This is a genomic window from Kitasatospora sp. NPDC033851, from assembly GCF_055576085.1.
Genome location: NZ_JBVIRL010000001.1, coordinates 531665 through 556026, shown reverse-complemented (window position 1 = coordinate 556026; position 24362 = coordinate 531665). Strand labels below are relative to the sequence as shown.

Annotated in this window: 19 protein-coding genes; 11 read left to right on the top strand and 8 right to left on the bottom strand. The window is 74.3% G+C overall.

The features are described from left to right. Positions 1–46 precede the first annotated feature (46 nt). Entirely contained in the window at positions 47–973 is a 927-nt protein-coding gene (locus ACZ51D_RS02075) for a trypsin-like serine peptidase (RefSeq protein WP_465619289.1), read from the bottom strand. A gap of 382 nt (positions 974–1355) precedes the next feature. Between ACZ51D_RS02075 and ACZ51D_RS02070 the strand changes: the two genes are divergently transcribed. Further along, entirely contained in the window at positions 1356–2198 is an 843-nt protein-coding gene (locus ACZ51D_RS02070) for a hypothetical protein (RefSeq protein WP_465660830.1), read from the top strand. Positions 2199–2437: 239 nt separating this feature from the next. Here the strand turns inward: ACZ51D_RS02070 and ACZ51D_RS02065 are convergent, their stop codons facing one another. Further along, positions 2438–3112, bottom strand: a complete 675-nt coding sequence (locus tag ACZ51D_RS02065) for a hypothetical protein (RefSeq protein ID WP_465619285.1) — start codon at positions 3110–3112, stop codon at positions 2438–2440. Between the two features lie 389 nt (positions 3113–3501). Between ACZ51D_RS02065 and ACZ51D_RS02060 the strand changes: the two genes are divergently transcribed. The 4 genes from ACZ51D_RS02060 to ACZ51D_RS02045 all read left to right on the top strand — a co-directional run bounded on the left by ACZ51D_RS02060 (position 3502) and on the right by ACZ51D_RS02045 (position 7502). Beyond that, entirely contained in the window at positions 3502–4212 is a 711-nt protein-coding gene (locus ACZ51D_RS02060; protein WP_465619283.1) for a ScbR family autoregulator-binding transcription factor, read from the top strand. Positions 4213–4510: 298 nt separating this feature from the next. Beyond that, positions 4511–5410, top strand: coding sequence for an AfsR/SARP family transcriptional regulator (locus ACZ51D_RS02055; protein WP_465619281.1), 900 nt, complete (start codon positions 4511–4513; stop codon positions 5408–5410). An 87-nt stretch (positions 5411–5497) separates the two neighbouring features. After that, positions 5498–6298, top strand: coding sequence for a TetR family transcriptional regulator (locus tag ACZ51D_RS02050; RefSeq protein WP_465619279.1), 801 nt, complete (start codon positions 5498–5500; stop codon positions 6296–6298). Positions 6299–6698: 400 nt separating this feature from the next. Then, positions 6699–7502, top strand: coding sequence for a putative protein N(5)-glutamine methyltransferase (locus ACZ51D_RS02045; protein ID WP_465619277.1), 804 nt, complete (start codon positions 6699–6701; stop codon positions 7500–7502). Positions 7503–7613: 111 nt separating this feature from the next. Here the strand turns inward: ACZ51D_RS02045 and ACZ51D_RS02040 are convergent, their stop codons facing one another. Next, positions 7614–8042, bottom strand: coding sequence for a PPOX class F420-dependent oxidoreductase (locus ACZ51D_RS02040; RefSeq protein ID WP_360505111.1), 429 nt, complete (start codon positions 8040–8042; stop codon positions 7614–7616). Positions 8043–8361: 319 nt separating this feature from the next. Further along, complete coding sequence (locus ACZ51D_RS02035) at positions 8362–9783, bottom strand: pyridoxal phosphate-dependent decarboxylase family protein (RefSeq protein WP_465619274.1); 1422 nt, start codon at positions 9781–9783, stop codon at positions 8362–8364. Between the two features lie 140 nt (positions 9784–9923). On the opposite strand from ACZ51D_RS02035, the gene ACZ51D_RS02030 reads away from it, so the two are divergent. After that, the gene (locus ACZ51D_RS02030; RefSeq protein ID WP_465619272.1) at positions 9924–10967 is read left to right on the top strand and encodes a HEAT repeat domain-containing protein; all 1044 of its coding nucleotides are present in this window, start codon (positions 9924–9926) and stop codon (positions 10965–10967) included. A gap of 155 nt (positions 10968–11122) precedes the next feature. Here ACZ51D_RS02030 and ACZ51D_RS02025 read toward each other — a convergent pair whose 3' ends face one another. Together ACZ51D_RS02025 and ACZ51D_RS02020 are read right to left on the bottom strand one after the other, a co-directional pair. After that, positions 11123–12394, bottom strand: a complete 1272-nt coding sequence (locus ACZ51D_RS02025; protein ID WP_465619270.1) for an MFS transporter — start codon at positions 12392–12394, stop codon at positions 11123–11125. Between the two features lie 50 nt (positions 12395–12444). Continuing rightward, the gene (locus ACZ51D_RS02020) at positions 12445–13038 is read right to left on the bottom strand and encodes an ArsR/SmtB family transcription factor (protein ID WP_465619268.1); all 594 of its coding nucleotides are present in this window, start codon (positions 13036–13038) and stop codon (positions 12445–12447) included. Between the two features lie 206 nt (positions 13039–13244). On the opposite strand from ACZ51D_RS02020, the gene ACZ51D_RS02015 reads away from it, so the two are divergent. The 3 genes from ACZ51D_RS02015 (at position 13245) to ACZ51D_RS02005 (ending at position 17385) form a co-directional block, all read left to right on the top strand. Next, positions 13245–13985, top strand: a complete 741-nt coding sequence (locus tag ACZ51D_RS02015) for a hypothetical protein (RefSeq protein WP_465619266.1) — start codon at positions 13245–13247, stop codon at positions 13983–13985. 46 nt (positions 13986–14031) lie between these two features. Further along, positions 14032–16194 (top strand): bifunctional polysaccharide deacetylase/glycosyltransferase family 2 protein, encoded by a 2163-nt coding sequence (locus ACZ51D_RS02010; RefSeq protein WP_465619264.1) that lies wholly within the window; start codon positions 14032–14034, stop codon positions 16192–16194. Positions 16195–16500: 306 nt separating this feature from the next. After that, positions 16501–17385, top strand: a complete 885-nt coding sequence (locus ACZ51D_RS02005) for a S1 family peptidase (RefSeq protein ID WP_465619262.1) — start codon at positions 16501–16503, stop codon at positions 17383–17385. A 407-nt stretch (positions 17386–17792) separates the two neighbouring features. Here ACZ51D_RS02005 and ACZ51D_RS02000 read toward each other — a convergent pair whose 3' ends face one another. Continuing rightward, a complete protein-coding gene (locus ACZ51D_RS02000) occupies positions 17793–20741 on the bottom strand; it encodes an RNA repair domain-containing protein (protein WP_465619260.1) in 2949 nt (982 codons plus the stop codon). Then, positions 20741–22477 carry an RNA ligase family protein gene (locus ACZ51D_RS01995; RefSeq protein WP_465619258.1) on the bottom strand — a complete coding sequence of 579 codons (1737 nt, stop codon included), beginning with the start codon at positions 22475–22477 and terminating at the stop codon, positions 20741–20743. Before ACZ51D_RS01995 ends, ACZ51D_RS02000 begins: the two co-directional genes overlap by 1 nt. Before the next feature lie 203 nt (positions 22478–22680). On the opposite strand from ACZ51D_RS01995, the gene ACZ51D_RS01990 reads away from it, so the two are divergent. Next, positions 22681–23466: a class I SAM-dependent methyltransferase gene (locus tag ACZ51D_RS01990; RefSeq protein ID WP_465619256.1), complete on the top strand. Its 786-nt coding sequence runs from the start codon at positions 22681–22683 to the stop codon at positions 23464–23466. A gap of 140 nt (positions 23467–23606) precedes the next feature. After that, positions 23607–24323, top strand: a complete 717-nt coding sequence (locus ACZ51D_RS01985; protein WP_465619254.1) for a flavodoxin family protein — start codon at positions 23607–23609, stop codon at positions 24321–24323. Positions 24324–24362 lie beyond the last annotated feature (39 nt).

Here is a 24362-nt window from a genome sequence, read left to right as displayed (position 1 = left end):
GGAGGCGGTCGTGACCACCGGATCGGGGCGTGCCGGCGTCGACGCCTCAGGAGCGTTCGGCGGCCTTGTACAGCGGCTTCGTGATCGCGGAGGTGAACTGCGGGCCGACCAGGTGCCGGAGGCAGGCGGCGTTGCCGTGGTCGCAGACCTGGCCCGAGGAGTCGAAGAAGGCACTCAGGGTGTCGTCACCCACCACCGTGCCGATCCCGGAGGACGGGTCGAAGTCGGCGATGCGGGGACCGCCGCTGGAGCCACCGCCCATCACACAGGGAGCGCCCCACTCGCCCCGGGGCTCCGGGTGCTCCTTGGTGCCGGGGTACTCGCGGGTCTGCCCCACGCAGTAGGCGAGCCTGGCCCCGGTGTACTCCGGCAGGCCCGCGCGCCCGGGATCGCCCGAGGCCTCGCGCGGATAGCCGAACTCGTGGACCGACGCGTTGCCCGGCCGGTCGAAGCCGATGCGCTGTGCGGCGCCGACGGCGTCCTGCACCCGTTGGCCGGCGGCGTTGGTGTTCAGGACCAGGAACGCCTGGTCGTACGCGTCGTACGTCAGGGCGTTCTGCTCGTCGTTGCGGAGCCAGGTGGCGTCGGCGACCCCGGCGCGGGCGACGAACGTGCCGTACGGTGCGAGACCGTCGTGGTAGCCCGGGACGAACAGCTCGTTCGACAGCCACTGATTGTCGTTTCCCAGGAGGTCGGGGCTGTTGACGCAGTGCCCCGCCGTGACGACGGTGCTGCGGTTGGCGCTGTTCACGACGGTCGCGGTGCAGCTTTCGTCCTCACCGTGGTTGGTGAAGAACAGCCTGCCGACCGTCCTGCTCAGGGTGTCGGCGCCGGTCCACGGAGCTCCGTCGGGGGCACTCCTGGGCGGATTGCCGGACGACCGCGTGATCAGGGCGGCCATCCGCTCGGGGGTCCAGTAACCGAGGACGGCCTGCTGCTGCGCGGCCGTGACCGCCTCCGGATGGACGACCACCCGGCTTGTGGCGGGCCCGCTCCTCGCTGCGGCCCCGTTCTTCGTTGCGGCTCCTGCGGCTCCTGCGGCTCCTGCGGCTCCTGCGGGCGCGGCCAGCGCCGTGCCGGCTGCCAACACGAGTGCTGTCAGGACGACTTGGGCGCGCGCTCGGCTGCGGATCCTGGTGTGGTGACCGCCGATCCGGTCATGGATAGGTGACATGTCAGGCACCGTAGGGACGCGACGTCAGAATCCCGTCTACGGCGAGTCTCATCCCTTCATCGATGACAGCAGAATCCGGTAAAGAGCGTTTCATTCCTGTATCGGTCGCAGCTGCTGCCCTGCTCGCCCCCTGCGCTGGTCCGGGGCCGTCCGTGATCCGGCGCTGTGGGAGCATGATCGGATGCCCGAGCAGCCTGATGCCCAGCCTGATGCCCGGATCGACCTGTCGGCAGACCTGCAGGCCGACCCGATGTCCGGCCGGTGGCCGCTCGCGCCGTCCGGCGAGACCGACTGGCTGGGGGAGCTGTGCGGTGACGGCGTGCTCGGGTTCATGGCGCCCGCGATGCCCGACGCCGTCTGGGTGCTCAACGCCATGTACGAGCACGAGCGGGGGCCGAGCGAGCTCTCGTACAACGACTACCGGCAGGCCCGGTTGGCGGACGGGAGCGCACAGCCGCGTGTGTTCATGGGCGTGGACCTCGATGCCGTGGGTGTCGTCACGGGTGGTGACCTGGGCCGCGCCGAGCACCCGGGGCCGGGCTGGCACCGGCTGCGCTGGGCGGAGCTCGCGGAGCGGACCGGCGATCCCGTGGTGCCCGAGGGGCTGCTGCCCTCCAACCGCTGCTTCCCGTCGGCGAAGAAGGACGGCAGCTGGCCGCTCGGCATCGTCCCGCCCACCGAGGGGAGCCTCGACCGGGAGACCTGGAACCGCCTGATCGCCGTCCTCACCGCGTACGGTCCGGCCGGCCCGGACACCCGGTGCCTGGCCTACTACAACCCGCTGATGCTCGGGGACTTCGACAACGTCCATGTGCGCGCGGGCCGCCTCGGCGACGCCGAAGCCCTCTACGACACCACCGACGTCGACGCCAGCCCCTCCAACCTCTGGGCCGCCGACCGTTCCTGGGTGCTGTGCACCGACTACGACCTCTGGGCCACCAAGGTCGCCGGACCCCCTGACCTCATCGAGGCCCTGCTGGGCGACGCCGAGCTCGAAACCTTGCGGCTGCCCTGGGCGACCTGACACCGGGCCGGACCCGCGAACCCACGTGGACCGGCACCGCACCTGCGCGCGAGGCTTGCGTGGTGACTCCGAACCTGGCCCCCGCAACCTGAGCCGGGACGACGTGGGCCCCGCCCGTCCCGCTGGACCTGGCCGCCGTCGAGGAGCAGCGCATCCTGTCGGAGCGCGCCGCCCGGCGCCTCATCCTGCACGTGGCGGAGTTGTAGGGCCTGGCACCAGAAGTCGGCCTGGCCGACTTCTCACGCGCAGACGCGTTCGCCGGAGACGTGTGCGGACTCGCTCCCGTCCGGGAACCGCGCCAGGTCGGGGGCGACGGTGCCGTCCGCGCGGCGGACCCGGGCGTGCAGGAGGCCCAGCGCGGCCCACGGCGTGCTGACGGCGTAGAGGGTGCGCGGGCCGTGGGTGCCGGGGAAGCGGGCGATGCGCCGGGCGGTGAAGTGCAGGTCGCCGCAGGCGATGTCCTGGACGTCCTCCTGGTCCGCGTAGAGGAAGCTCACCCACCGGCCGCCGGTCACACTGGCCGGGCCCAGGAGGGCGTTCACGGCCGGCGTGCCGTCGTCCGGGAGGGGGTTGCTCGTGCAGCCGACCTCCCGGATGTCCTGGTCCCCGAGCTCGAACTCCTTTCCGTGACAGAACCGTCCGTCGGGGAGGGGCCAGAAGTACCAGATCGTGCCGCCCTCGTCCTGGTAGTGGCCCCACTGTTCTCCGGGCGGATTGTCCTGGGCGGTGGCGCGGATCCGTTCCAGGCCGGCCGCGACCCTGTCTGCGAGCGGCAGCCTGACGGCGGTCGCCGGGATGGTGACAGGGGCGGCAGGGCCCGTCGTCGTGGACGTGCTGCAGGAGGCCAGGGCGGCGAGTGCCAGCCCGGTGGCCGTCGCCATGGCGGCATGGCGACGCAGCGGGTCGAGCTTCATGGTTCCCCCCGGGTACGGCCGTTTCGGCCGTTTCGGCCGCTGCGACCGTACGGTCGACTGACCCGTACGACGCCGCGCTCGAGGGCGGCGGTTGCGGAGCGGCACCGGGTGCGGAGATCGGCCGTAGGCTTGCGGCGAGCTCCGGAATTACCTTTAAAGAAACCAATCGTTCGGTTTTTACGGATGGAAGAAGTCCTTGGAAGAGGCCTCACTGCCGCGGTGGGCGAGGCCTGTGGTGACGGACCTTCAGGTGGGGGCTCGGCGGGTGGTGAGGAAGGGGGAGGGGTCGGGCGATTAACCGACATCGTCTTGCCGGTTGCGGGTTGGGCGCAGCTAAGATACGGGGTGTTTGGTTTTGTTTTCCGGCATCTCAGGGCGGGGTGGTTGCGGTGGTACGGCAGGAGCGGGCGCTCCGGACGCGTCGGCTGATCCTGGAGGCGGCGGCGTCGGTCTTCGACGAGTTCGGGTACGAGGGCGCGACCATCGGCGAGGTGGTCTCCCGGGCCGGTGTGACGCGTGGTGCGGTGTATTTCCATTTCGCGTCGAAGCGGGATCTCGCGCAGGGCGTGGTCGAGGAACAGTTCTCCCAGGACGGAGTTCCCGAACGGAGCTGCAAGCTCCAGGAGTTCGTGGACACCGGGATGGTGGTGGCGCATCTGATGCCACGTGACCCGCTGCTGAGCGCGGGTGCCCGGCTCTCGCTCGGGCAGGACGTGTTCGACGACCTCGGCGGCGGTGCCATCCCGGGGTGGATCGGCCGGATGGAGGCGCTGCTGCTGGCGGCCGGCGAGCGCGGCGAGCTGCTGCCGCACGTCGTTCCGGCGGACACCGCATGGCTGATCATCGCGGCGTGGACGGGGGTTCAGATCCAGTCCCAGAAGCTTTCCGGGCGGGCTGACCTGGAGCTTCGGGTGTCGGGGCTGTTCCAGCACCTGATGCCGAGCATCGCGGTGCCCGGCGTGCTCGGATCGCTGCGGATGGGGCCGGACCGGGGTGCCCAGGTGGTCGCCGAGATCGCGGCGGCCCGTGCGGACGAGGGCGGCGGGGACGAGGGCGACGACGTGCCGGTCGAGGCGCAGGCGGGCATCGGCGTCGGCTGACGGGAGCTCAACCTGCCTCCTGTGCAGGGGGGCTGGGGGAGGATGGGGCGCGCGGGCGGCGGCGGGACCACGGGGTCACGCCGCCTTTGGTTTGCCCTGCGAACACTACCGAGGGTGGTCGTGTGGCTTCTTGCAGTGCCCAGGCAGCCCGCCTTCAAAAACAAACAGCACGTTCGGTTTTGTATTGACAAACCGCGCGTCCTGTTTTTCACTGGTGGCAGTTGCCCCCAGGGGTGTCGACCCGGGTGCCGGCCGCAGCGACGAGCTTGCGGCGTTCCGTGTGATTGGGGTGGTCATCGTGGAAATTCGGGTGCTCGGGGCGTTGGACGTCCGGGTGTGCGGGCTGTCAGTGGTGCCGTCGGCGCCGAAGCCGCGTCAGGTACTGGGGCTGCTGGCCCTCCGCGCGGACCAGGTGGTTCCGGCGGGGGTGCTGGCCGACGAGCTGTGGTCCGGCCGTCCGCCGCGCAGTGCGCGCACCACCGTGCAGACGTACGTCCTCCAGTTGCGCGACCTGATCGACCGGGCGTTCGCCCGGGCCGGCGAGGAGGCGGGGGTGTCCTGCGCCAAGGACGTCCTGGTGACCTCGCCCGGCGGCTACATGCTGAACAGCGGCGGCGGACTGACGGACATCCGGGAGTTCGAGCGGCTGGCCGGCATGGGCTACCGGGCGATCGACGGCGAGGACCACCCGCTGGCCGCCCGGATGCTCGGCGAGGCGCTCGCGCTGTGGCGCGGACCGGCCTTCGCGGACGTCCCGGTCGGCGGCCAACTCGCTGTCGAAGCCAAGCGGTTGGAGGAGACCCGGCTCTGCGCTCTGGACCAGCGGATCGACGCCGACCTACGGCTGGGCCGCCACCGCGTCCTGCTCGCCGAACTCACCGTCCTGGTCGACCGCTACCGCACCCACGAGAGCCTGCACGGCCAGTACATGATCGCCCTGCACCGCTCCGGGCGCCGCGGCGAGGCCCTCGAGGCCTACCAGCGCCTGCGGAACACCCTGGTACGGGAGTTGGGCATGGAGCCCTCGGTCGGGCTGCGCCGGCTGCAGCGCTCCATCCTGCTCACGGGGCCGGAACGACCCGCCGCTGCCGAGCGACCCGTCGGTCCGGAGCGGACGGCGCAGACGGAGCGCGAACCCGCTGTGGGCGCGGCCGCGTTGGCGGACACCGCGGCGGCCCGGCTCAGCCGGGTCGGCTGAGGGCGACGGTCGGAGGACTCGGCGCCCGCCCGGGTGCCACCGGGGCTTGGTCGAACGTGCTTGTCGTCGTGAGGGGTTGTGGGACGGGTGGTCCAGCAGAGGTCGGAACGGACGCGCGGGCGGCTGGTGGAGGCGGGGGCGGGGCTGTTCGACCGCCATGGCTACGCGGGTGCCACCCTCGGCGAGATCGCCGCGGCCGCAGGGGTGACGAAGGGGGCGCTGTACTTCCACTTCGCCTCCAAGGAGGAGCTGGCCAGAGCGGTGTTCGAGCAGGCCGAGCGTTCGCTGCGCGCGGCCTGCGGCGACCAGCGCGCCGCCTCCTCCCCGCTCCAGGGGCTGATCGACGCCGGGTACTGGCTGGTCGACGCCCTCGGGGCGGACCCGGTGGTCCGGGCGGCGTTCCGCCTCGGCCGCGAGGACGGCGGCTGGCAGGCGGAACCGCCACCGGGCGGGGCCGAGCGGAGTGGGGTCGAGCGGAGTGGGGTCGAGCCGGGCGGGGCCGAGCGGGGTGACGTCAAACCGGGCGGGCCGAAGGCCGGCGAAGCCAGGCCGGGCGGTCCGAATCCGGGTGAAACCGGAGCGGTGGACGCCCGGCAGACCCTCGCGGGCATGCGCGGCTTCCACCGCGTCTGGGCCGCCGTCGTCCGGGACCTGCTGGCCGGGGCCCGCCGCGCGGGCGAGCTGCGCGACCGCGCGGGCGGGCTCGGCCCGGAGATCCTGGTGGTGACCGCCGCCTGCGGCCTGGAAGTGGTGTTCGCCGACGGCTGCCCCGCGGAGGAGCGCGCCCGCCGGGTCGGCGCCCTCTGGGACTGGCTGCTGCCCTGCCTGGTCCCCCCGGGCGCGGCCGGCTCCTACCGCACCAGGCCGCCGGTACCGCAGCCCGCCTGACCGGCGGCGAACCGCCTGCCCGGCGCGGAGCCCGCCTGCCCGGCGCGCGAACCGCCTGCCCGGCGCGGAGCCCGCCTGCCCGGCGCGCGAACCGCCTGCCCGGCGCGGAGCCGGCCTGACCGGCGCGCGAACTCCCTTGCCGGCACAGGCCCCCGCGCGACCGGCACGTGCCGCCGACCGGCGTTGCGGTAGGGTGGCTGATGCCGAGTATGACCGTGATTCAGGGAGGTGAGACCCATTACCGGAATGTCCGAGCGGGTGCTCCCGGAGCGCGGCCGTGCGGGCGCCTCGCGCGTGTAGCGCGGGTGACGCACCGGCGCGGTGTCGGCCCTTGCGGGAGCCCTGACGGAGTCGTTTCCTCCTCCGTTCGCTTTCCTCCCGTCTTCCCCAAGGGGTTCTCTTGCCGGTTTTCTCCTCCGTCGCTCTCCGTTCCTCGGTGGTCTCCCGGCTGCGTGCAGCCGGTTGCGTGTTCGCCGAGGACGAGGCGCGGATCCTGCTCCGCGCAGCAGCCGCGCCCGCCGACCTGGCCGCCATGGTCCGCGCCCGTGCCGAGGGGCGGCCGCTCGAACACGTTGTCGGCTGGGCCGAGTTCGCCGGTCTGCGGATCGCCGTCGACCCGGGCGTCTTCGTGCCGCGCCGGCGCAGCGAGTTCCTGGCCGCCGCCGCCACCGCGCTGACCGGCCCGCCCCGCGGCCCGGGCGCGGTGGTGCTCGACCTGTGCTGCGGCAGTGGTGCGCTGGGCGCCGCCGTGGCGGCCGGGGCCGGGCACCCGGTCGAGCTGTACGCGGCGGACATCGACCCGGAGGCGGTCCGCTGCGCCCGCCGCAACCTGGCCGGCACCGGGGCGCGGATCCACCAGGGCGACCTGTTCGCCGCCCTGCCGGCCGCGCTGCGCGGCCGGGTGGACGTGCTGATCGCCAACGTCCCGTACGTTCCGACCGGGGACCTCGCGCTGCTGCCGCCCGAGGCGCGGCTGCACGAGGCCCGGCCGGCGCTCGACGGCGGCGCGGACGGCCTGGACGTGCTGCGCAGGGTGGTCGCGGAGACGCCCCGGTGGCTGGCTGCGGGCGGGTCGTTGCTGTTCGAGACCAGTGAGCGGCAGGTGGCGGCAGCCCTCGGGGTGGCGCGGGCGGCCGGGCTGACGGCGGTGGCGAGCCGGCAGGAGGACCTGGACGCCACGGTGGTCACCGCGACGCTGTGCTGAGCCGCGGGCGGGCGCGGCCACCGTACCCCCGTGACGGTGGCCGCGCCCACCCGGGCGGTTCACCCGGGCCGTTCAGCCGGGCGGTTCACCCGGGCGGTTCACCCGGGCCGTTCAGAGGTGGGTGCCGTACACGTGGTCGACCGGGACGGTGAGCAGCACCCGGCGGTCGGAGACCATCGCCTCGCGGTACTCCGCCCAGTCGGGGTGCTCGCCGGCGGCGCTGCGGTAGTAGTCGACCAGCGCCTCGACCTCGGGGCCGTCGGGGTCGGTGCCCGGACCGGTGAGGGTGGCGATGCCCTCGGCGGTGACCCAGGAGCGCCCGTCCGGCCCGGTCACCTCCAGGCTGACCCGGGGGTCCCGGCGCAGGTTGGCGGTCTTGGCCAGCCCGTCCCGGGTGGAGATCAGGATGACGTTCGTCTCCGGGTCGTAGAACGGCATGACGGGGGAGAGCTGGGGCCGGCCGTCCGCCTTGATGGTGGCGAGGATGCCGAGGCGGCTCTGCGCGAGGAGCGCGTACGGGTCGTACGGTGTGGCGGTCATGGGAGGATCATCGGGCTTCACACGGTGTGAAGGTCAAGGCGCGGCAGGCGTGTTGCGTGGGCGGCGCTCAGGATGACACGCGCGGCGGAACGGCCGGCCGCGGTCGGAACAGCGGGCCGCCGTCGGGGAGCCGCGGTCGGGGAGCCGGGTTGTCGGTAGTGGCTGGTACGGTCCGGGCACACCGGACACCTGGACATCCTGCGGGAGTTGATCGACGGCGGGAGCGGGGACCACGACCGGAGCTGAGCCATCGGCCCGGTGCTCGGGCCCGGTGCCGTCCCCATCGTCATCGTCGTGGGGCCGGCACCGGGCCGCGCCGTCAGGCCTCGTGGCGCCGGTCGGCGGTCAGTTTCCGGACGGCCTGCCCGAGTGCCTCCGCCGTCCGCCGCACGTCGGCCTCCGTGGTGCGCCAGTTGCTGAACGCCGCGCGCAGGGCGGGCCGGTCGGCGTAGCGGGTCGGGGTGACGAAGGCGTCGTCGGCCAGCTCGGCGGCGAGGGCGGCGAGGCGCTCGGGGGTGGGATCCGTCGCCAGGGTGAAGCAGACGACGTTCAGCCGCACCGGGGCGAGCAGGCGCAGGCCGTCGATCCGCTCGACCGCCTCGCCGAGCGCCCGCGCGCCCGCGACGTTGCGTTCCACGATCTCCCGGTGGCCGGCGCGGCCGTACGCGCGCAGGGTGAACCAGGCGGCGAGGGCGCGCAGCCGGTGCGAGTTCTCCGGGGTGAGGTGGACCAGGTCGGGGTGCTCGCCGACCGGGCCGAGGTAGGCGGCGGCGTTCCGGAAGACCTGGGCCTGCAGGTCGGGGCGGCGGGTGAACTGCACGGCGCTGTCGTAGGGCACGTTGAGCCACTTGTGCAGGTCGACGCAGACCGAGTCGGCGAGGTCCAGGCCGGCCACCAGCTCCGCGTGCTCCGGCGACAGCGCGGCGAAGGCGCCGAACGCGGCGTCCACGTGCAGCCAGAACCCGTACCGCTCGCGGAGGTCGGCGATCGCCCGCAGGTCGTCGAAGTCGACGGTGTTGACGGTGCCCGCGTTGGCCACCACGATGCACGGCCCGTCGGCCTCGGCCAGCGCCCGCTCCAGCGCGGCCACGTCCACCGCCTCCCGGCCGGGCAGTAGGGGCACGGACCGCAGCGCCGTCCGGCCCAGGCCCAGCACCGACAGCGCCTTGGAGACGGAGGAGTGCGCGCCGCCCGACAGCACCCGGACCCGGCCCAGCGCGCCGACCCCGTCCTCGGCGACGTCCACGCCGAGCCGCTCGCCCAGCCACTCGCGGGCGATCGCCAGTCCGACCGTGTTCGACATGGTCGCGCCGCTCACGAAGGTGCCGTGGTGCGCCGCCGAGAGCCCGAACAGCTCGCGCAGCCAGCCGACCGTCTCCCGCTCCAGGTGCTGACCGGCCGGGTCCAGCGAGGAGTTGGAGTTCTGGTCGACGGTGGAGGTCAGCCAGTCGCCCGCCAGCGCCGCCGGGGTCGCACCACCGGTCACGAACCCGAAGTACCGCGGCCCGGGACTGCCCGACAGGCGCGGCTCCCACCGCTCGGCGAACTCCGCCAGCGCCGCCGGCAACCCGCCGCCCGCCTCGGCGAGCTTCGCCGGACCGACGGATCCGGCGCCGGGCGGGGCCGCCTGCGGGACGACGGGCCGGTCGGCGAGGCCGTCGAGGAAGGCGAGGGCCTGCTGCCGGGTCTCCTCCAGGAGTTCGGGCAACCGCGCGAGATCGGCGGCGAGTTCGGGGTGCATGCGGGTTCTCCGTTGATCGACTGTGCGCCCGAGCGTAGGGAGCGGCGGGCGCGCTGTCCCGGGCCAATCCGGCGCGGGTGGCCTGGCCCGGGCGGAGGAGCCGGGGGAGTTGTCGGTGGGGCGGGCTAGCGTGGCGGGCCATGGACACTCGGCAGGCGGTACGGGATCTCGGTTCCCCGGATGCGACGGTTCGGCGGGCGGCGGCATGGGCCTTGCGCGAGCGCGGCGATGCGCAGCCGGCGGCGGTTGCGCAGAGCGCGGTGCCGCTGCTGGGCGATCCGGATGCCGAGGTGCGGCAGACGGCGGTGCGGGTGTTCTGCTCGTGGGGCGAGGACGTCGTGCCCCTGCTGCAGGCGGTGCGTCGGAACGGGCCCGGGGCCGCGCGGGCGAGTGCGCTGGAGGCGCTCGCGGAGATCGGCGGGGAGGCGGTGATTGGCGCCCGGGATCTGGCGGCGCTGGAGCGGCTGGTGCGGGTGAAGGCGCCCGAGGACGCGCCGGAGCCGCTCGCCTGCTGCTTCCTGTCGTGGATCGCGGTCGCCACCGGCGACCAGGCCGGGGTGATGGACCTGCTCGGCCTGTCCGCGCCGCGCCCGGTGCCGTTCGCGGCCGGTGTGTACGCGGCCGACATCGACGGTCACGGGGGTTTCGACGACGATCGGCACGACGCCTTCCGCCGGGTGTTCGTCACCCCTGAGCTGGCCGGATGGACGCTGGTCGTCGGCGCCTGGTGCGATCCGAGCGATGCCGAGCGTGCCGCCGAGGTCCTGGCGGCCTGCGAGCGGCTGAGCGCCCGCTACGGGCGTGCCCAGGCGTACTGGTGGAGCGCGCAGAACGACGGCTCGGCGGTGCTGGTCGCCGAACACGGCGCGGCCGTGCGGCGGTTCGCGTACATCCCGGGTGAGGACACGCGGCACCTGGAACTCGGCGCGCCGCTCGGGTACGAGCAGCGGCGGCGAGCCGAGCTCGGGCTGCCCGCGCTGGTGGAGGGGTGGGTGGAGCCGGATGGCGACGACGAGGACGACTGGGTGTGGGAGCTGTTGGAGCTGGCGCCGCGCCTGGCAGGTGAGTTGAGCCTCGATCCGCTGTCGCTCGGGCCGGGGACGCCGGTGCGCGGGGCCGGTGTCCTCGCCCTCACCGCGTACGGTCGTCGGATGCGGGCGCCGGCGGGGGCGCTGCTGCTGTGACCCCGCACGGCTCCGCGACGGTGGCCCGGACGGTCTCGCCGTCCGCGCGGGCGGCCCGCCCGGCCCGCCCGGTCGATGCTGTCCGGTCCGTGCCGCACGGGCCGGGACGCTGTCGGGCCGGCGGACCGCCGCGGGTTCAGTGGTCTGCCGCGGGTTCAGTGGTTCGTCTGCCGCCGCGGCAGTTCGGCGCGCCGGACCGTGCCGGAGGCCAGGGCGACGGCCGCGCCCAGGCAGGAGACGGCGCCGCAGCCGGCGAAGACCGGGGCCGCGCCCCAGGCGCCGATGGCGGCGCCGACCAGCGGGTAGCTGAGCGGGGCGAGGCCGAGCATGGTGAGCATCACGACGGAGGTGACCCGGCCGAGGTAGGCGGGGTCCGTCGCGGTCTGGACGAGGGCGCTGTCCAGGCCGCCGGAGACGCCCGCGCACAGGCCGACGAGCGCGGCCAGCGCGGCGGCGGTCCCCAGGCTCGGGACGAGGCCCATCGCGGCCACGCCCGTACTGGCCACGAGCAGGGTGCCCGCCATGGTCAGGCCCGCCCGGGGCAGTCGGCCGACGACGGTGAGCAGCGCGGCGCCGGCGGTGGCCCCGGCGCCGAAACAGGCGACGATCCAGCCGTAGCCGGACGGGCCCCAGCCGCGCTCGGCGTTGAGGAGCACCATGCCGACGTTGAGGGTGCCGGTGAGGCCGAGTTCGCAGACGGCGCCGACGGCGACCAGCGGACCGATCAGGCGGTGGCGGCGGAGGTAGCGCAGCCCGTCGAGGAGGTCCGCGCGTGCGGTGCCGCGGCGGGGCGCCGCCTCGTCCGGGGGCGTCTCGAGGGCACGGACCCGGATGGTCAGCAGGAGCGGCAGGGAGAGCGCGAAGAGCAGGCCCGCCGTGGCGAAGGCGGCCGCCGGGCCGCCCAGGCCCATGGCCAGGCCGCCGAGCGGCGGGCCCGCGATCTGGCCGAGGCGCATCGACAGCGAGCGCATCCCGGTGACCCGGGCCAGCTGGTCGGGGCCGGTGATCCGGGGCGGGAGGGCGCCGACGGCGGGGACGAACAGCGCGTCCACGGCGCCGAACACGAGCGCCACCGCGACCAGCAGCCAGAGCGCGGGCGTGGTCAGGGCGATGGCTGCGGCCACCGAGAGGATGAGCAGGCAGCGCAGGGCGTCGCTGCCGAGGATCACCCGCCGGGGGTCCAGCCGGTCGGCCAGCACGCCGCCGCCGAGCATGAGCACCGCGCGCGGGAGCGCCCCGGCGGCCATGACCAGGCCGACCTCGGTGGGGCCGGCGGCCCGCTGCGCGGACCAGCCGAGCGCGACGAAGTAGACGCTGTCGCCGATCAGGGAAGCGGTGTAGGCGGCGAGCCAGCGCAGCACGTTGCCGTCGCGGTGGGCGGGCGGCGTGGCGGTGCGCAGGGGGCGGGTCGTCTCCGCGAGGGCCATCACGGTCTCCGGTTCGTCTGTGCGGGGGTGCGGGGGCGGTCTGAGTGAGGTCAGGGGCGGAAGGGGAACCCGTACAGGTGGACGGACACGTGCTCGCGCCCCTCGGTGTCGCCGACCGCCCTGGCGGCCTTGCCGCGCTCCCGCCAGCGCCGGGACAGGTCCTGCAACTCCTCGCCCAGTTCGGCGAGTTCGGCCGGATTGAGGTCGAGCAGCCATTCGAGGCTGAAGGCCGCGTCGGTCCACTCCGTGCCCCAGGCGGCGCCCTGGTCCAGGTAGGCGCGGTACTGGGCGGCCCGGGAGTCGACGAGCCCGCGGGCCACCGCGCCGACGGCGGCGGCACCTTCGGGCGTGTCGGAGAGGTCGGACTCCCGGAAGCCCCAGCCCTCCTCGGAGGCGACCTGCCACCACCGCTCCCGGCCGTCGGTGCTCCGGCCGCTCGCCTCGGCGACGAAGCCGTGCTCGGCGAGCTTGCGCAGGTGGTAGCTGACCAGGGACGGCGCCTGGTCGACCTGCTCGGCGAGCTGCGAGGCGGTGGCACTGCCCGCCGCGTAGAGCAGTCGGTAGAGCTGCATCCGCAGCGGGTTGGTGAACGCCTTCAGACGGGACAGGTCGGTGATCCGGTTGGGCTCCGGCTTCTGGGTCATGGGTCCACGGTAGATTCGAAAGAAAAGTTGCGCAATAGAAATTGCGAACCCTGGGGTCCGGCGGTCGGCACGGTTTCCCGAGAAGGTGTGACAGCGAGCCGGCCGTCGGCGCTGAACAGGTACGACCACCTCACCGCCCGGTCCGCCGTGATCGACGGGTGCAGCCGTGGTAGCCCTGTGAACCGACAACACCTGGACTCGACATCGTGCCCGTCACGTCGTACGGCCCATGGCCGACCGCCGAGGAGCAGCCTGACCCTCCGCTGGTCCCGAGGTACTTTCACGGCCCGGCGGCCGGCGGACCGGTCGTCGGAACCCCGACCGACCACTTCGCCCCCGCGGTCGGTCCCGCCGACCACCTCGCCCCCGCGGTCGGTTCCGCCGACCACTTCGCGTGGCCCGACGAGGCGGGCGAGTCGGACACCGCCGAGCTGTCCGCCGTCACCGACACCGCGGACGAGCAGCCCGCGCCCCCGCCCGTGTTCGTCGACGCCTCCGGCCGCCGTCAGCGCCGGATCCGCAGGTTCGGGGCGGTGCTGGCCGTGCCGGCCGGTGGGTACCTCGCGCTGCTGGGCAGCACCCTGCTCGGCGGCCCCACCGTGAACGCGCCGTTCCTTCCGCTGCCCCAGCCGCCCGCGCCGAGCGCGCCCGCCCAGGCATCCACACCGTCCACGGCGCCGTCCGCCGCCCCGGAGGCCGCGGCCCCGCCCGGCGCGGCGCCCACCGTGACCCCCGCCCGCCAGGCCGGCACCGGCCCGGTCGGGGACCGGCACCCGCAGACGACCGGCGTGCCGACCGGGCCCTCCGCCGGCCTCCCGAGCGCCCCCGCAGGTACCGGCTCGCCCGCTCCGGTCACCAGCCCCGCGGCGCCGCCGAACACCCCGCCCGGGCACGGCCGCCCCACGAGCCCTCCGGGCAACTCCGGCAACAAGCCCGGCAAACCCTGACGCCCGACTAGCCACCATTACGACCCGCACCCCCGAAAGCAGCGCCATGAGCTCAACCCGCCGCCGTCGAACCGCCGCCCCCGACCGCACCCGCAGAGGCAGGCGCGGAGTGGTGAGGCAGGGCCCGCTGCGCACCCACTGGCTGCTGCTCACCGCCCTGCTGCTCACTCTCTCCGGCGCCCTGCTGCTCCAGGGGTACACCCAGCACAGCTTCGACGACCGCCCGGACCAGACGGCCGCGCACGCGGGCACGAGCACCGTGCCGACGGCGATCCGCGAAGGCGGACCGGTGATCGACGCCGCCGGCCCCCAGCCGCGCAGCGCCGCTCCCAAGCCCGGCACCATCGTCCTCACCTTCGACGACGGCCCCGACCCGACCTGGACCCCGCAGATCCTCGACGTCCTGCGCCGCGAAGGGGTGCACGCCACGTTCTTCGTGGTCGGCACCCAAGCCGCCGCCCACCCGGACCTGATCCGCCGGATCGTCTCCGAGGGCCATCAGATCGGCGTGCACACGTTCACCCACACCGACCTCGGCCCCGCGCCCGACTGGCGCCGCTCGCTGGAACTGCGCGAGACCCAGCTCGCACTGGCCGGTTCGGCGGGAGTGACCAGCTCCCTCCTGCGGCCGCCGTACTCCTCCAGCCCGGACGCCCTGGACGACGGCGAGTGGGACGCCGTGCAGCAGGCCGGGCACGCGGGGTACCTGACCGTGCTCACCACCCAGGACAGCGAGGACTGGCGCCGACCCGGGACCGCGCAGATCCTGAAGACCCTCGACGACGCTGCGGGCGGCCCGGGCCGGATCGTGCTCATGCACGACTCGGGCGGCGACCGCTCCCAGACCGTGGCGGCGCTGACCGCCCTGCTGCCCCGGCTGAAGGACCGCGGCCTGCACTTCGCCACGGTCAGCGAGGCGGTCGGCCTGTCCGACCCCGTCCACCGGGCCGGGACCGCCGACCGGCTCCAGGGGACCGCGTTCATGTGGCTCCTCCGGGGCGGCGACCGGACGCTCGCGGCGCTGGGCTGGCTGTTGTGGGCGGCGGGCGCGATCAGCGTGCTGCGGGCCGTCGCCGTGCTGGCGGCAGCCCGTCGGCACAAGCGGCTGCGGCGCCGGCCATGGGGGCCGCCGGTCACCGAGCCGGTCAGTGTGATCGTGCCCGCGTACAACGAGTCCGCCGGGATCGAGGCCGCACTGCGGTCGCTGCTCGCCTCCGACCACCCGGTGGAGGTGATCGTGGTCGACGACGGCTCGACCGACGGCACGGCCGACCTGGTCGAGTCGCTCGACCTGCCGTACACCCGGGTGATCCGGCAGGAGAACGCGGGCAAGCCGGCCGCCCTCAACACCGGTATCGCCGCCGCCCGCGCGGAGCTGCTGGTCATGGTGGACGGTGACACCGTGTTCGAGCCGGACGCCGTCCGGCACCTCGTGCAGCCGTTCGCCGACCCCTCGGTCGGAGCGGTCTCCGGCAACGCCAAGGTGATCAACCGCGGTGGTCTGCTGGGCCGTTGGCAGCACATCGAGTACGTGGTCGGCTTCAACCTGGACCGCCGGCTCTTCGACCTCGCCGAGTGCATGCCCACCGTGCCGGGCGCGGTCGGCGCCTTCCGCCGCTCCGCGCTGCTGGCGGTCGGCGGCGTGGGCGAGGAGACGCTCGCCGAGGACACCGACCTCACCATGGCGTTGTGCCGGGCCGGTTGGCGGGTGGTCTACGAGGAGCGGGCCAAGGCCTGGACCGAGGCCCCCGCCTCGCTGAGCGCCCTGTGGCGCCAGCGCTACCGCTGGTGCTACGGCACCCTGCAGGCGATGTGGAAGCACCGCGGCGCGCTCGTCCAGGGCGGGCAGGCCGGCAAGCTGGGCCGGCGAGGGCTGCTCTACCTGCTGATGTTCCAGGTCCTCCTGCCCCTGCTCGCCCCGGTGGTCGACGTCTTCGCGCTGTACGGACTGGCCTTCCTCGACCCGGTGCGGATCGTCGGGCTGTGGGCGGCGTTCCTGCTGGTCCAGATGCTGATGGGTGCCTACGCGTTCCGGCTGGACAAGGAACGGTACGGACCGCTGTGGAGCCTGCCGCTGCAGCAGTTCGTCTACCGGCAGCTGATGTACCTGGTGGTGATCCAGTCGGTCTTCACCGCGCTGGCGGGATCCCGCCTGCGCTGGCAGCGGATGCAGCGCTACGGCACGCTCCGGGTCCCGACGGGCGGCTGACCCGGGTCGGCTCGACCGGCCTGACGGACAGCCCGTCATCGTGGTCCGAACGTCCCGTGCCGACGGCCCGGGTTTCCTGGACCGCGGCCCGGCGGGCGGTCCGTGGGGTTGTCGAGATGGTGTGCAGGCCGTGTCCGGGGCCTTGTGCCGCCCTCCGGCTCTGCCCATACTTCCCGTCAGCGCCTGTCAGGGGCAGATCATCCGCGATGGCACCCCCATGGACACCGTCGGTTGTCCGCGCACTCCCTGACCGCGCCTCACGGCCCCCACACCCTCAGGGGGCCTCTCACTCCCAGGAGGAGACCAGTGAGGACCACGCGCACCATCCCCCACACCAGCACCGCGAGGACCACCCGACTGCTCGCCGCCGCCGTCGGCCTGCTGTCCGCCACCGCGGTGGCCGCGCCGAGTGCGGTCGCCGCCCCCACCGCACCCGCCGGCCCGGCCCGACTCGCCGCGGTGAGCGACGCCCTGCAGCGGACCGACGTCAACGGCATCGCCTGGTACGTCGACCCGACGGCCGACCGTGTCGTCGTCACGGTGGACGGCACCGTCCCACCGGCCGCGATCGCCAGGATCAAGCAGGCCGCCGGCCCCGACGCCGCCACGCTGCGGATCCAGCACTCCCCGGGCACCTTCCGCCCGCTGCTCGCCGCGGGCAGTGCCATCTACGGCGGCCAGTACCGCTGCTCGCTCGGCTTCAACGTGGTGAGCGGCAGCACCTACTACTTCCTCACCGCGGGGCACTGCGGAAACGTCGCGAGCACCTGGTACACCAACTCCGGCCACACCACGCTGATCGGGGCGACCGTCAACTCCAGCTTCCCCGGCAACGACTACGCGCTCGTCCGCTACGACAACAGCGCGGTGAGCCACACCGGCGGCTTCACCTCCGCCCCGAACGCCTACGTCGGGGAAGCGGTCAAGCGCACCGGATCCACCAGCGGCACCCACGGAGGCACGGTCACCGGCCTCAACGCCACCGTGCGCTACTCCGACGGCGGCACCGTACGCGGCATGATCCAGACCAACGTCTGCGCCGAGCCCGGCGATTCGGGCGGCCCGCTGTACGACGCCACCAAGGCCCTCGGCATCACCTCCGGCGGCAGTGGTGACTGCAGCACCGGCGGTACCACCTTCTTCCAGCCGGTCAACGAGGCGCTCGCCGCGTACGGCGTCAACGTCTACTGACCCCGACCGTCCTCCTCCATCCGTCCACCCCGGAACCGGCCCCCGGGCGGGGGTCCACCCTGCCCGGGGCCCGGTTCCTCGGCGCGCGTCGTCCTGCCGGTCGACTACGTCGTGGACGTCCGGACGATCGCCTACCGAACGGACCCCCGGGGCACCGCCACTCCGAGGCAGGTTCGCCCGTCTCCTTCGAGGGGGACCACATCGACGACCACCGGGGCTGGGGGCTGGAGCGTCCTCATCCTCGGTGAGGCCCACTGCACCGACACCCCGGACGAGGAACAGCGCCTCTCGGCCCTCCCAGGCTCCATCCCTGGTCCGGCCGGCTCGTACGGGGGCCTGGCGACATGTGCCAGGGTCCGCTCCGGATTCTTGTCGATGCCGTCCTCGTCCGTGCCCGGGGGTGAGGTTCAGCTGGTGAGGGTGGGGACCGCGCCGCCCTCGACGTGCTGGAGGTGGACGCCGGGGAGGTGGCGGCACCAGGCGGTGGCGGCCGTGGCGAGTCGGTCCGCGGTGAGCGGGGTGGGGCCGAGGCCGATGGGGAAGTGGGTGAGGCCGTCGGGAGACCGGTAGGGGTGCGGCCAGGCGTGGAGGTGGGTGGCGCCGGCTTCCTCCAGGGCGGCCAGGAGGGTGCGGAGGCGGCCGCGGACCAGCCCGACGGACTCCTCCCTGACGGTGACCACGGCCCAGGCGGCGTGGCGGCGGTGCAGCGGGGGCGGGGCGAGCAGGGCGGGCCAGGGGTCGGTGCTCTCCGTGGTGAGCTCCCAGGCGCGGTAGAGCTCCTCGGTGAGCAGGTCGCGGGTGTCGGCGCTGACCTGGGTGGTACAACTGCGGACGGGGGAGGAAGGGGTGACGATGGAGATCGGTTCGGACTGATGGCACATCAGGTACCTGGACAGGCAGACGGGTTGGCGCCAGTCCCAGCCGGCCCAGGTCTCGGTGAACTGCCGGAACAGGTCGCCGTCGGCGTCAGTTCCGGCCGCGTCACTTCCGTCCGTGTCACTTCCGTCCGCGTCATCGCCGTCCGAGTCGTGAGCGTCACCGGCGTCCAGGACGACGCGCGCGGCGAGCACCGACCAGGCGAGCGACGGCAGTTGGCCGAAGGGGGCGGAATCCAGGCCGCGCGCCCGGGACCAGGCCTTGACCTGACGGGCCAGCCGGACGAAGCGGTCGTGCCGGTCGCCGAGGGCTGCCAGGATCGCCTCGGCGTCCGTGACCGCGCTCAGCGCGACGGCTTCCGCCTCGCCCAACTCCGCACGGCGGGCCACGGCTTGGGCCGGGTCGAGTGAGCCGGTGAAGACGACGACGAGGTCGACGGACAGGCCGTCCGCCTCCAGTCGCACCCCCGGCACCCGGGCGCCGCGCACCTCGCGCAGCTGTCGGGCGTCCGGCAGCGCGGCCGCGATCCGGGTGCGGACGCCGGGCAGGTCGGCCGGGCCGGGCAGCGCCGCCACCAGGTCCAGGTCGGCGCCGTCCAGCTGGCAGCCCAGCCGCCGTGAGCCGACGACGTGGACCGCGCCGTCCGGTAGCGCCTCGGTGATGCGTTGAGCCAACGCCCAGGCGAAGGAGGTCCGTTCGGGCGACTCCGGCTCCGGCTGCCGCGAGACGGTCGGCTCCTCGGGCACCGGGCGCACCTCGCCCGTCCCCAGCGCGATCACCGCGCGGGGCCGCATCGGCTCGGAGCCCCGGCGCGAGAGCACCACCAGCTCGCCCACCCGGGCCGAGACCTCGGTGAGCCGGGCCGCGCAGTCGGCGGCCACCCGCTGCGGGTCGGTGCTGCGCCCGAGGGTCAGGTGCGGCGTGAAGCCCTCCGCGCGGCCGCGGCAGCGGGGGAAGCGGCGTTCCAGCGCGTGCCGCAGCGCCGCCCAGGGCTCGGCGGAGGCGGCGGCCGGGTCGAGCCAGATGGTGGCGTCCTCGCGGTGGCCGAAGGTGTGCACCCCTGTCAGGCGCGCGGCGAACGGCGCCGTCTCGGCGGCGGCCGCGCCCAGCAGCGGCAGGGCGCGGTCGAACTCGGCCTCCGGGACGAAGCCGAACAGCAGGTTGACGTGCGGCGGCCAGCGGCGCAGCTGCGGGTCGTACGCGGCGCGCAGCCGCTGGATCGGCGGCCACAGCTCCTCGGGCGGCAGCCAGGCGACGGCGGTCCGGGGGGTGGGCGCGGCGTCGAGGACGTCCGGCGTCCCGCCCGCTCCGTCGAGGGTGAGGTCCACGGCTACGCCGTAGTGGTCGGAGGGGTGCAGTCCGTCGGCGGTCGGGCGCTCGCCCAGCAGGGCGGCGGCGGTGATGCGGGTGCTGTCGGCGCGGTGCAGGACGCGGTCGAGGCGGCCCGGGCGGCCGGTGAGCGAGGAGACGGCGGCGAGCGGGTTGGCGGTCGGGTCGAAGGTGGGGGTGTCGTCGGACGGGCCGTGCACCTGCGTCCAGGCGTCGCGCAGGCCGAGTGCGGCGGCCGGGCCGGTGGCGCCGGAGCGGGCGTCGTTGAAGTCCCCGAGCAGTAGCAGTTCACCCTCGAGGCCGCCCAACCCTTCGGCCAGCTGGGCGAGTTCGGCTTCGCGGCGGGCCGCGCCGTCCGGCGAGTGGTCGCTGCTCAGGTGGACGGCGGCGACCGTCAGCGGTTCGCCGGCGGTCCGTACGGTGATCGCGGTGACGGCCTTGTGCGGGCCCAGCGCGTGCCGGCCGGCCTCCAGGACCGGCAGCCGGCTGAGCAGCAGCAGGCCGTGCTCGTCGACGTCCCGGCCGAGCGGGTCCGCGTTGAGGGTGTAGCCGGCGCGGACCCAGGGCGCCGCCAGCAGCAGGGCGACCAGCGCCGGCTCGACCTCCTGCAGGGCGATCACGTCGGCGTCGGCGGCCTCCAGTGCGGCGAGCAGCAGCGGGCGGCGGCGGGCGGTGGCGATCCGGTCGGCGTCGTAGCGGTCCCACAGGGTGTTCCAGGTGATGACGCGCAGGTCGCCGACCGCCGGGGCCGAGGGCTGGGCGTGCTCCGAAACGACAGCCTGCCAGCCGTCGCCCGGCCCCCGGGAGGAGCCCGCCCGCGGGGAGCCGTCCGGCTGCCGGTCGCGGTCCGGCTGCCAGGCGTACGGGGTCGTCGCCGCGAAGAAGGGCGAGCGCAGCCGGCGCGGGTCGGTGCGGCGCCCGGCCTCGGTGCTGTCGAGCACGTCCACGCCGGACGCGCGGTCCCAGACCACCACGCCGTCGGCCTCGACCCGGTGCACCCGGTGCCAGGGGATGTCGCCCGCGGCGGCGAAAGCCTCCAGCGGGACGCGTTCGGTGCGGTCGTCGCGCTGGCGCACACCCAGGGTGAACCGGGCCGGGTCGAAGCGGGCGTCCCAGCGGATGCGCTGGCAGATCTGTTCGATGGGACGCATCAGTCCTCCTCGGCGTCGAGCGTGCCCGCCGTGTCTTCCACGGTGCCACCGGCGCCGACGTACCAGGTGCGGTGCGCCTGGCCGGGGTAGGGCGGGCTGAAGCGGTACAGCTGTGCGGTGAGCACGTCGGCCGGCACCGGGTGCGGCCGTACGGCGTTGCGGCGCTGCAGTTCGTCCTCGCCGACCACCAGCACGACCTGGGTGACCAGGGCGTCGCGGCGCTGCGCGATGGCGTGGACCTGGGAGCGCTGCCGGCGGTTGAGCGAGGTGGCGTCCCAGACGACGGTGTCCGCGCGGCCGGCCCCTGGGGCGGCGAGGGCGGCGTCCAGCCGGGCCAGGCCCTCGCGCAGCACCACGGCGTTGTCGCGCTGGTCGGCGCGCGAGCCCCGGGCGGCGCGCAGGTCGTCCAGGCTGATCCGGGCGGCGACACCGGTCAGCCCGGCGGCGAAGCTGCTCTTGCCGCTGCCGGACGGGCCGCACAGGTGCACCAGTCGGGGGAAGCGGCCGTCCCGCCGGCGCCAGGTGGCCGCGACGGCCTCCTCGACGGTGGAGATCCGGCCGAGCGCGTACGCCTCGCGGGCCTGTGCCCAGCAGCGGTCGGCGGCGTCCCGGTCGAGGTCGGCGAGCGCCTCGCGCAGACCGGTGCGCAGCCGGGCGAGCGGCGCCCCGTCGAGCAGCCCGGCGTCCTCGGCGTGCAGCGTGGACCAGGCGACCTGCTCGCGCTCCGCCGCCCCGGGAGCGGCGGCCGCGGCGACGGCGTGCAGCACCCCCAGGTCGGCGGCGCAGGAGAGCCGGACCAGCCCGGCGCGGCGGTCCTCGTCCGGGTACGGCTGCTGCAGCCCCGGGTGCAGCCCGACCAGGTCGGCGACCCGGCGGGCCAGCGGCAGCCCGAGCGGCCCGGCCAGCCGCGGCGCCAGCGACGGCCGGCGCTCGGCGCGCAGCGCGGTCGCGAGCACCCCGGCCAGCCGGGCGTCCCCGCCGCGGCCGAGCTCGTCCAGTCGAGCCGACACCTCCGCCAACTCCTCGGGCTGGCACAACAGTTCGGGCAGTCCCAAAGCGGCGGCCAGGGCGGGCGGTTCGGGCAGCGCGCCGGACCGTACGGACCACAGTGCGGCACTCGGGCCGAGCCCGTTCTCCACCACGGCGGCGTGCATCCAGTGCGTGTCGGTGCGCACGTGGTGCGGGCGCACCCACTTGGCGACCCGCTCGCCGAACTCCGCCCGGGAGAAGCCCCGGACGGTCCGCACGACGTAGCCCTCCTGCCGGTTCAGGTCCAACGGCAGGGCGCGTAGGGCCCGTTCGTCGAAGCGGCCGCGCCACAGCACCGGGGGCGACGGGACGCCGAGGCGGCGCAGGAAGCGGACGGTGTCGTCCCAGTCCAGGCAGTGGTCGCGGTCCGTCCAGACCGAGAAGCCGTAGAACCAGCTCTCCAGGTCGGTGTACGGGATCGAGTGCCGGGCGAACAGGTTCTCGCCGCAGATCCGCCAGCCGTCCGGGATCCGAGCGCCGATCCGGCCCTGCAGGCCCTTCACCCAGGCGCGGGAGGGGTGGTGGGCCGAGTCCAGTGAGCGGGCGTGCAGGCCGTCGGGGTAGAGGGTGGTGTTCTCGCCGTCGAGCTTCTCGGTGACGACGACCTCCGCGCCGGCCAGCGCGGTGAGGTCCCCGGTCCGCACGTCGTCCGCCGCCGCCCCCGGTGACCAGGGAAGATGCGGAGTCCGGGGGTAGTGCACGCGCATGTCCGGGCTCCCGTGAACGTCAGTGATCAGGCGGACACTGTAGAAGCGGTGGCTCCGCGCGGGCCACCGAATAACCGCCGGGGCGCCGCAGTCCCACCCTCGCCATCTCGCGACACGCGGGCAGGAACGTCCCTGCGCGCGGGCGGCCGGACACGGGGGTGCAATGAGCGCGCCCCAACACGTCGTCAGAGGGAGGCCGCAGGGTGGAGACCAAGACGAGGGACGCGGACCCGGTCCGTGTCCTGGACGTGGCGAGCGCCGACTACCGCCGGGCGTTCGAGCTGTTCCTCGCCGGGACGGACGAGAAGCCGATCACCCACGCCCGGCTGAGCGAGCTCGCCGCCACCCTGCCGCACCGCCGGCTCCTGCTGGACCTCGGCGCGGGCGACGGCCGCACCACCGCCCACCTGGCCCGGTCCTTCGACCGTACGGTCGCCGTCGAGCCCAGTGTCGCGATGCGCGAGAAGCTCCGCACCACCTGCCCGGACGCCCTCGTCCTCCCGGAGCGGCTCGACCGGGCCCAGCCGCCCGAGCCGGCCGACCTCGTCCACCTCTCCCACGTGCTCTACTACGTGCCCGAGCCGGACTGGCTCGCCACCGTCACCCGCGCCCTGAACTGGACGGCGCCCGGCGGCGCCCTCCTGGTCGTCCTGCAGAACCCCGAGAGCCCCTGCATGCGGATGGCCGCCCACTTCACCGGCGTCCGCTACGACCTGAGCACCCTCGCCGACCGCCTGCGCGAGCGCCACCCGGCGGACGACATCACCCTCGAGACCCTCGACCTCCACTACCGCACGGCCCACCTCGCCGAGGCCGTGGACGTCGCCGAGTTCATGGTCAACGTCGCCGACCTCGCCACCCTCGACCCCCGCCCCTCCCGCGCCGCCCTGACCGCCTACGTCCAGGACCACTTCACCCGGCCCGACGGCACCTACGCCATCGGCCACACCCAGGACATGCTGATCGTCCGCCGCTCCCCGGTTGCCTGACCCGACCGGTCCCCGACCGGTCGGGGACCGACCTTCAGGCGACCGGCCCAGCCCCGTGTGCGGCCACGGGGCGGGCCTGGTGAGCTGTCCGGGGAGCCCGTCACCCGAGCGGCCTCCCGGACACCCCGACGGAGGACCCTGTGCCGGACCCGACGACGTCGTACGCCGACCTGCGCGCCCTGGTGATCAACTGCACGCTGAAGCGTTCGCCGGAACGCAGCCACACCCAGGGCCTGATCGACGTCTCGACCGGCATCCTGGAACGCCAGGGCGTCCAGGTGGAGGTCCTGCGCGCGGTGGACATCGACATCGCGACGGGGGTCTGGCCGGACATGACCGAGCACGGCTGGGAGACCGACGAGTGGCCGGTGATCTACTCGCAGGTGATGGCCGCCGACATCCTCACGCTCGCCGGTCCGGTGTGGCTGGGAGATAACTCCTCAGTCATGAAGAAGGTCATCGAGCGGCTGTACGCCTGCTCCTCGATCCTCAACGAGCAAGGTCAGTACGCCTATTACGGCCGGGTCGGCGGCTGCCTGATCACCGGCAACGAGGATGGCGCGAAGCACTGCGCGATGAACGTGCTCTACAGCCTGCAGCACCTGGGGTATGTGATCCCGCCGCAGGCGGACGCGGGGTGGGTGGGGGAAGCGGGGCCGGGGCCGTCGTACCTGGATCCGGGGTCGGGTGGGCCGGAGAACGACTTCACGAATCGGAACACCACGTTCATGACGTGGAACCAGCTCCACCTCGCGAGGATGCTCAAGGATGCCGGCGGCATCCCCTCTCACGGCAACCAGCGCTCCGAGTGGGACGCCGGCTGTCGCTTCGACTTCGAGAACCCCGAGCACCGCTGAACCACCGGTCTCTTGCGGCGACGGCCTTGCCTGAGGCGT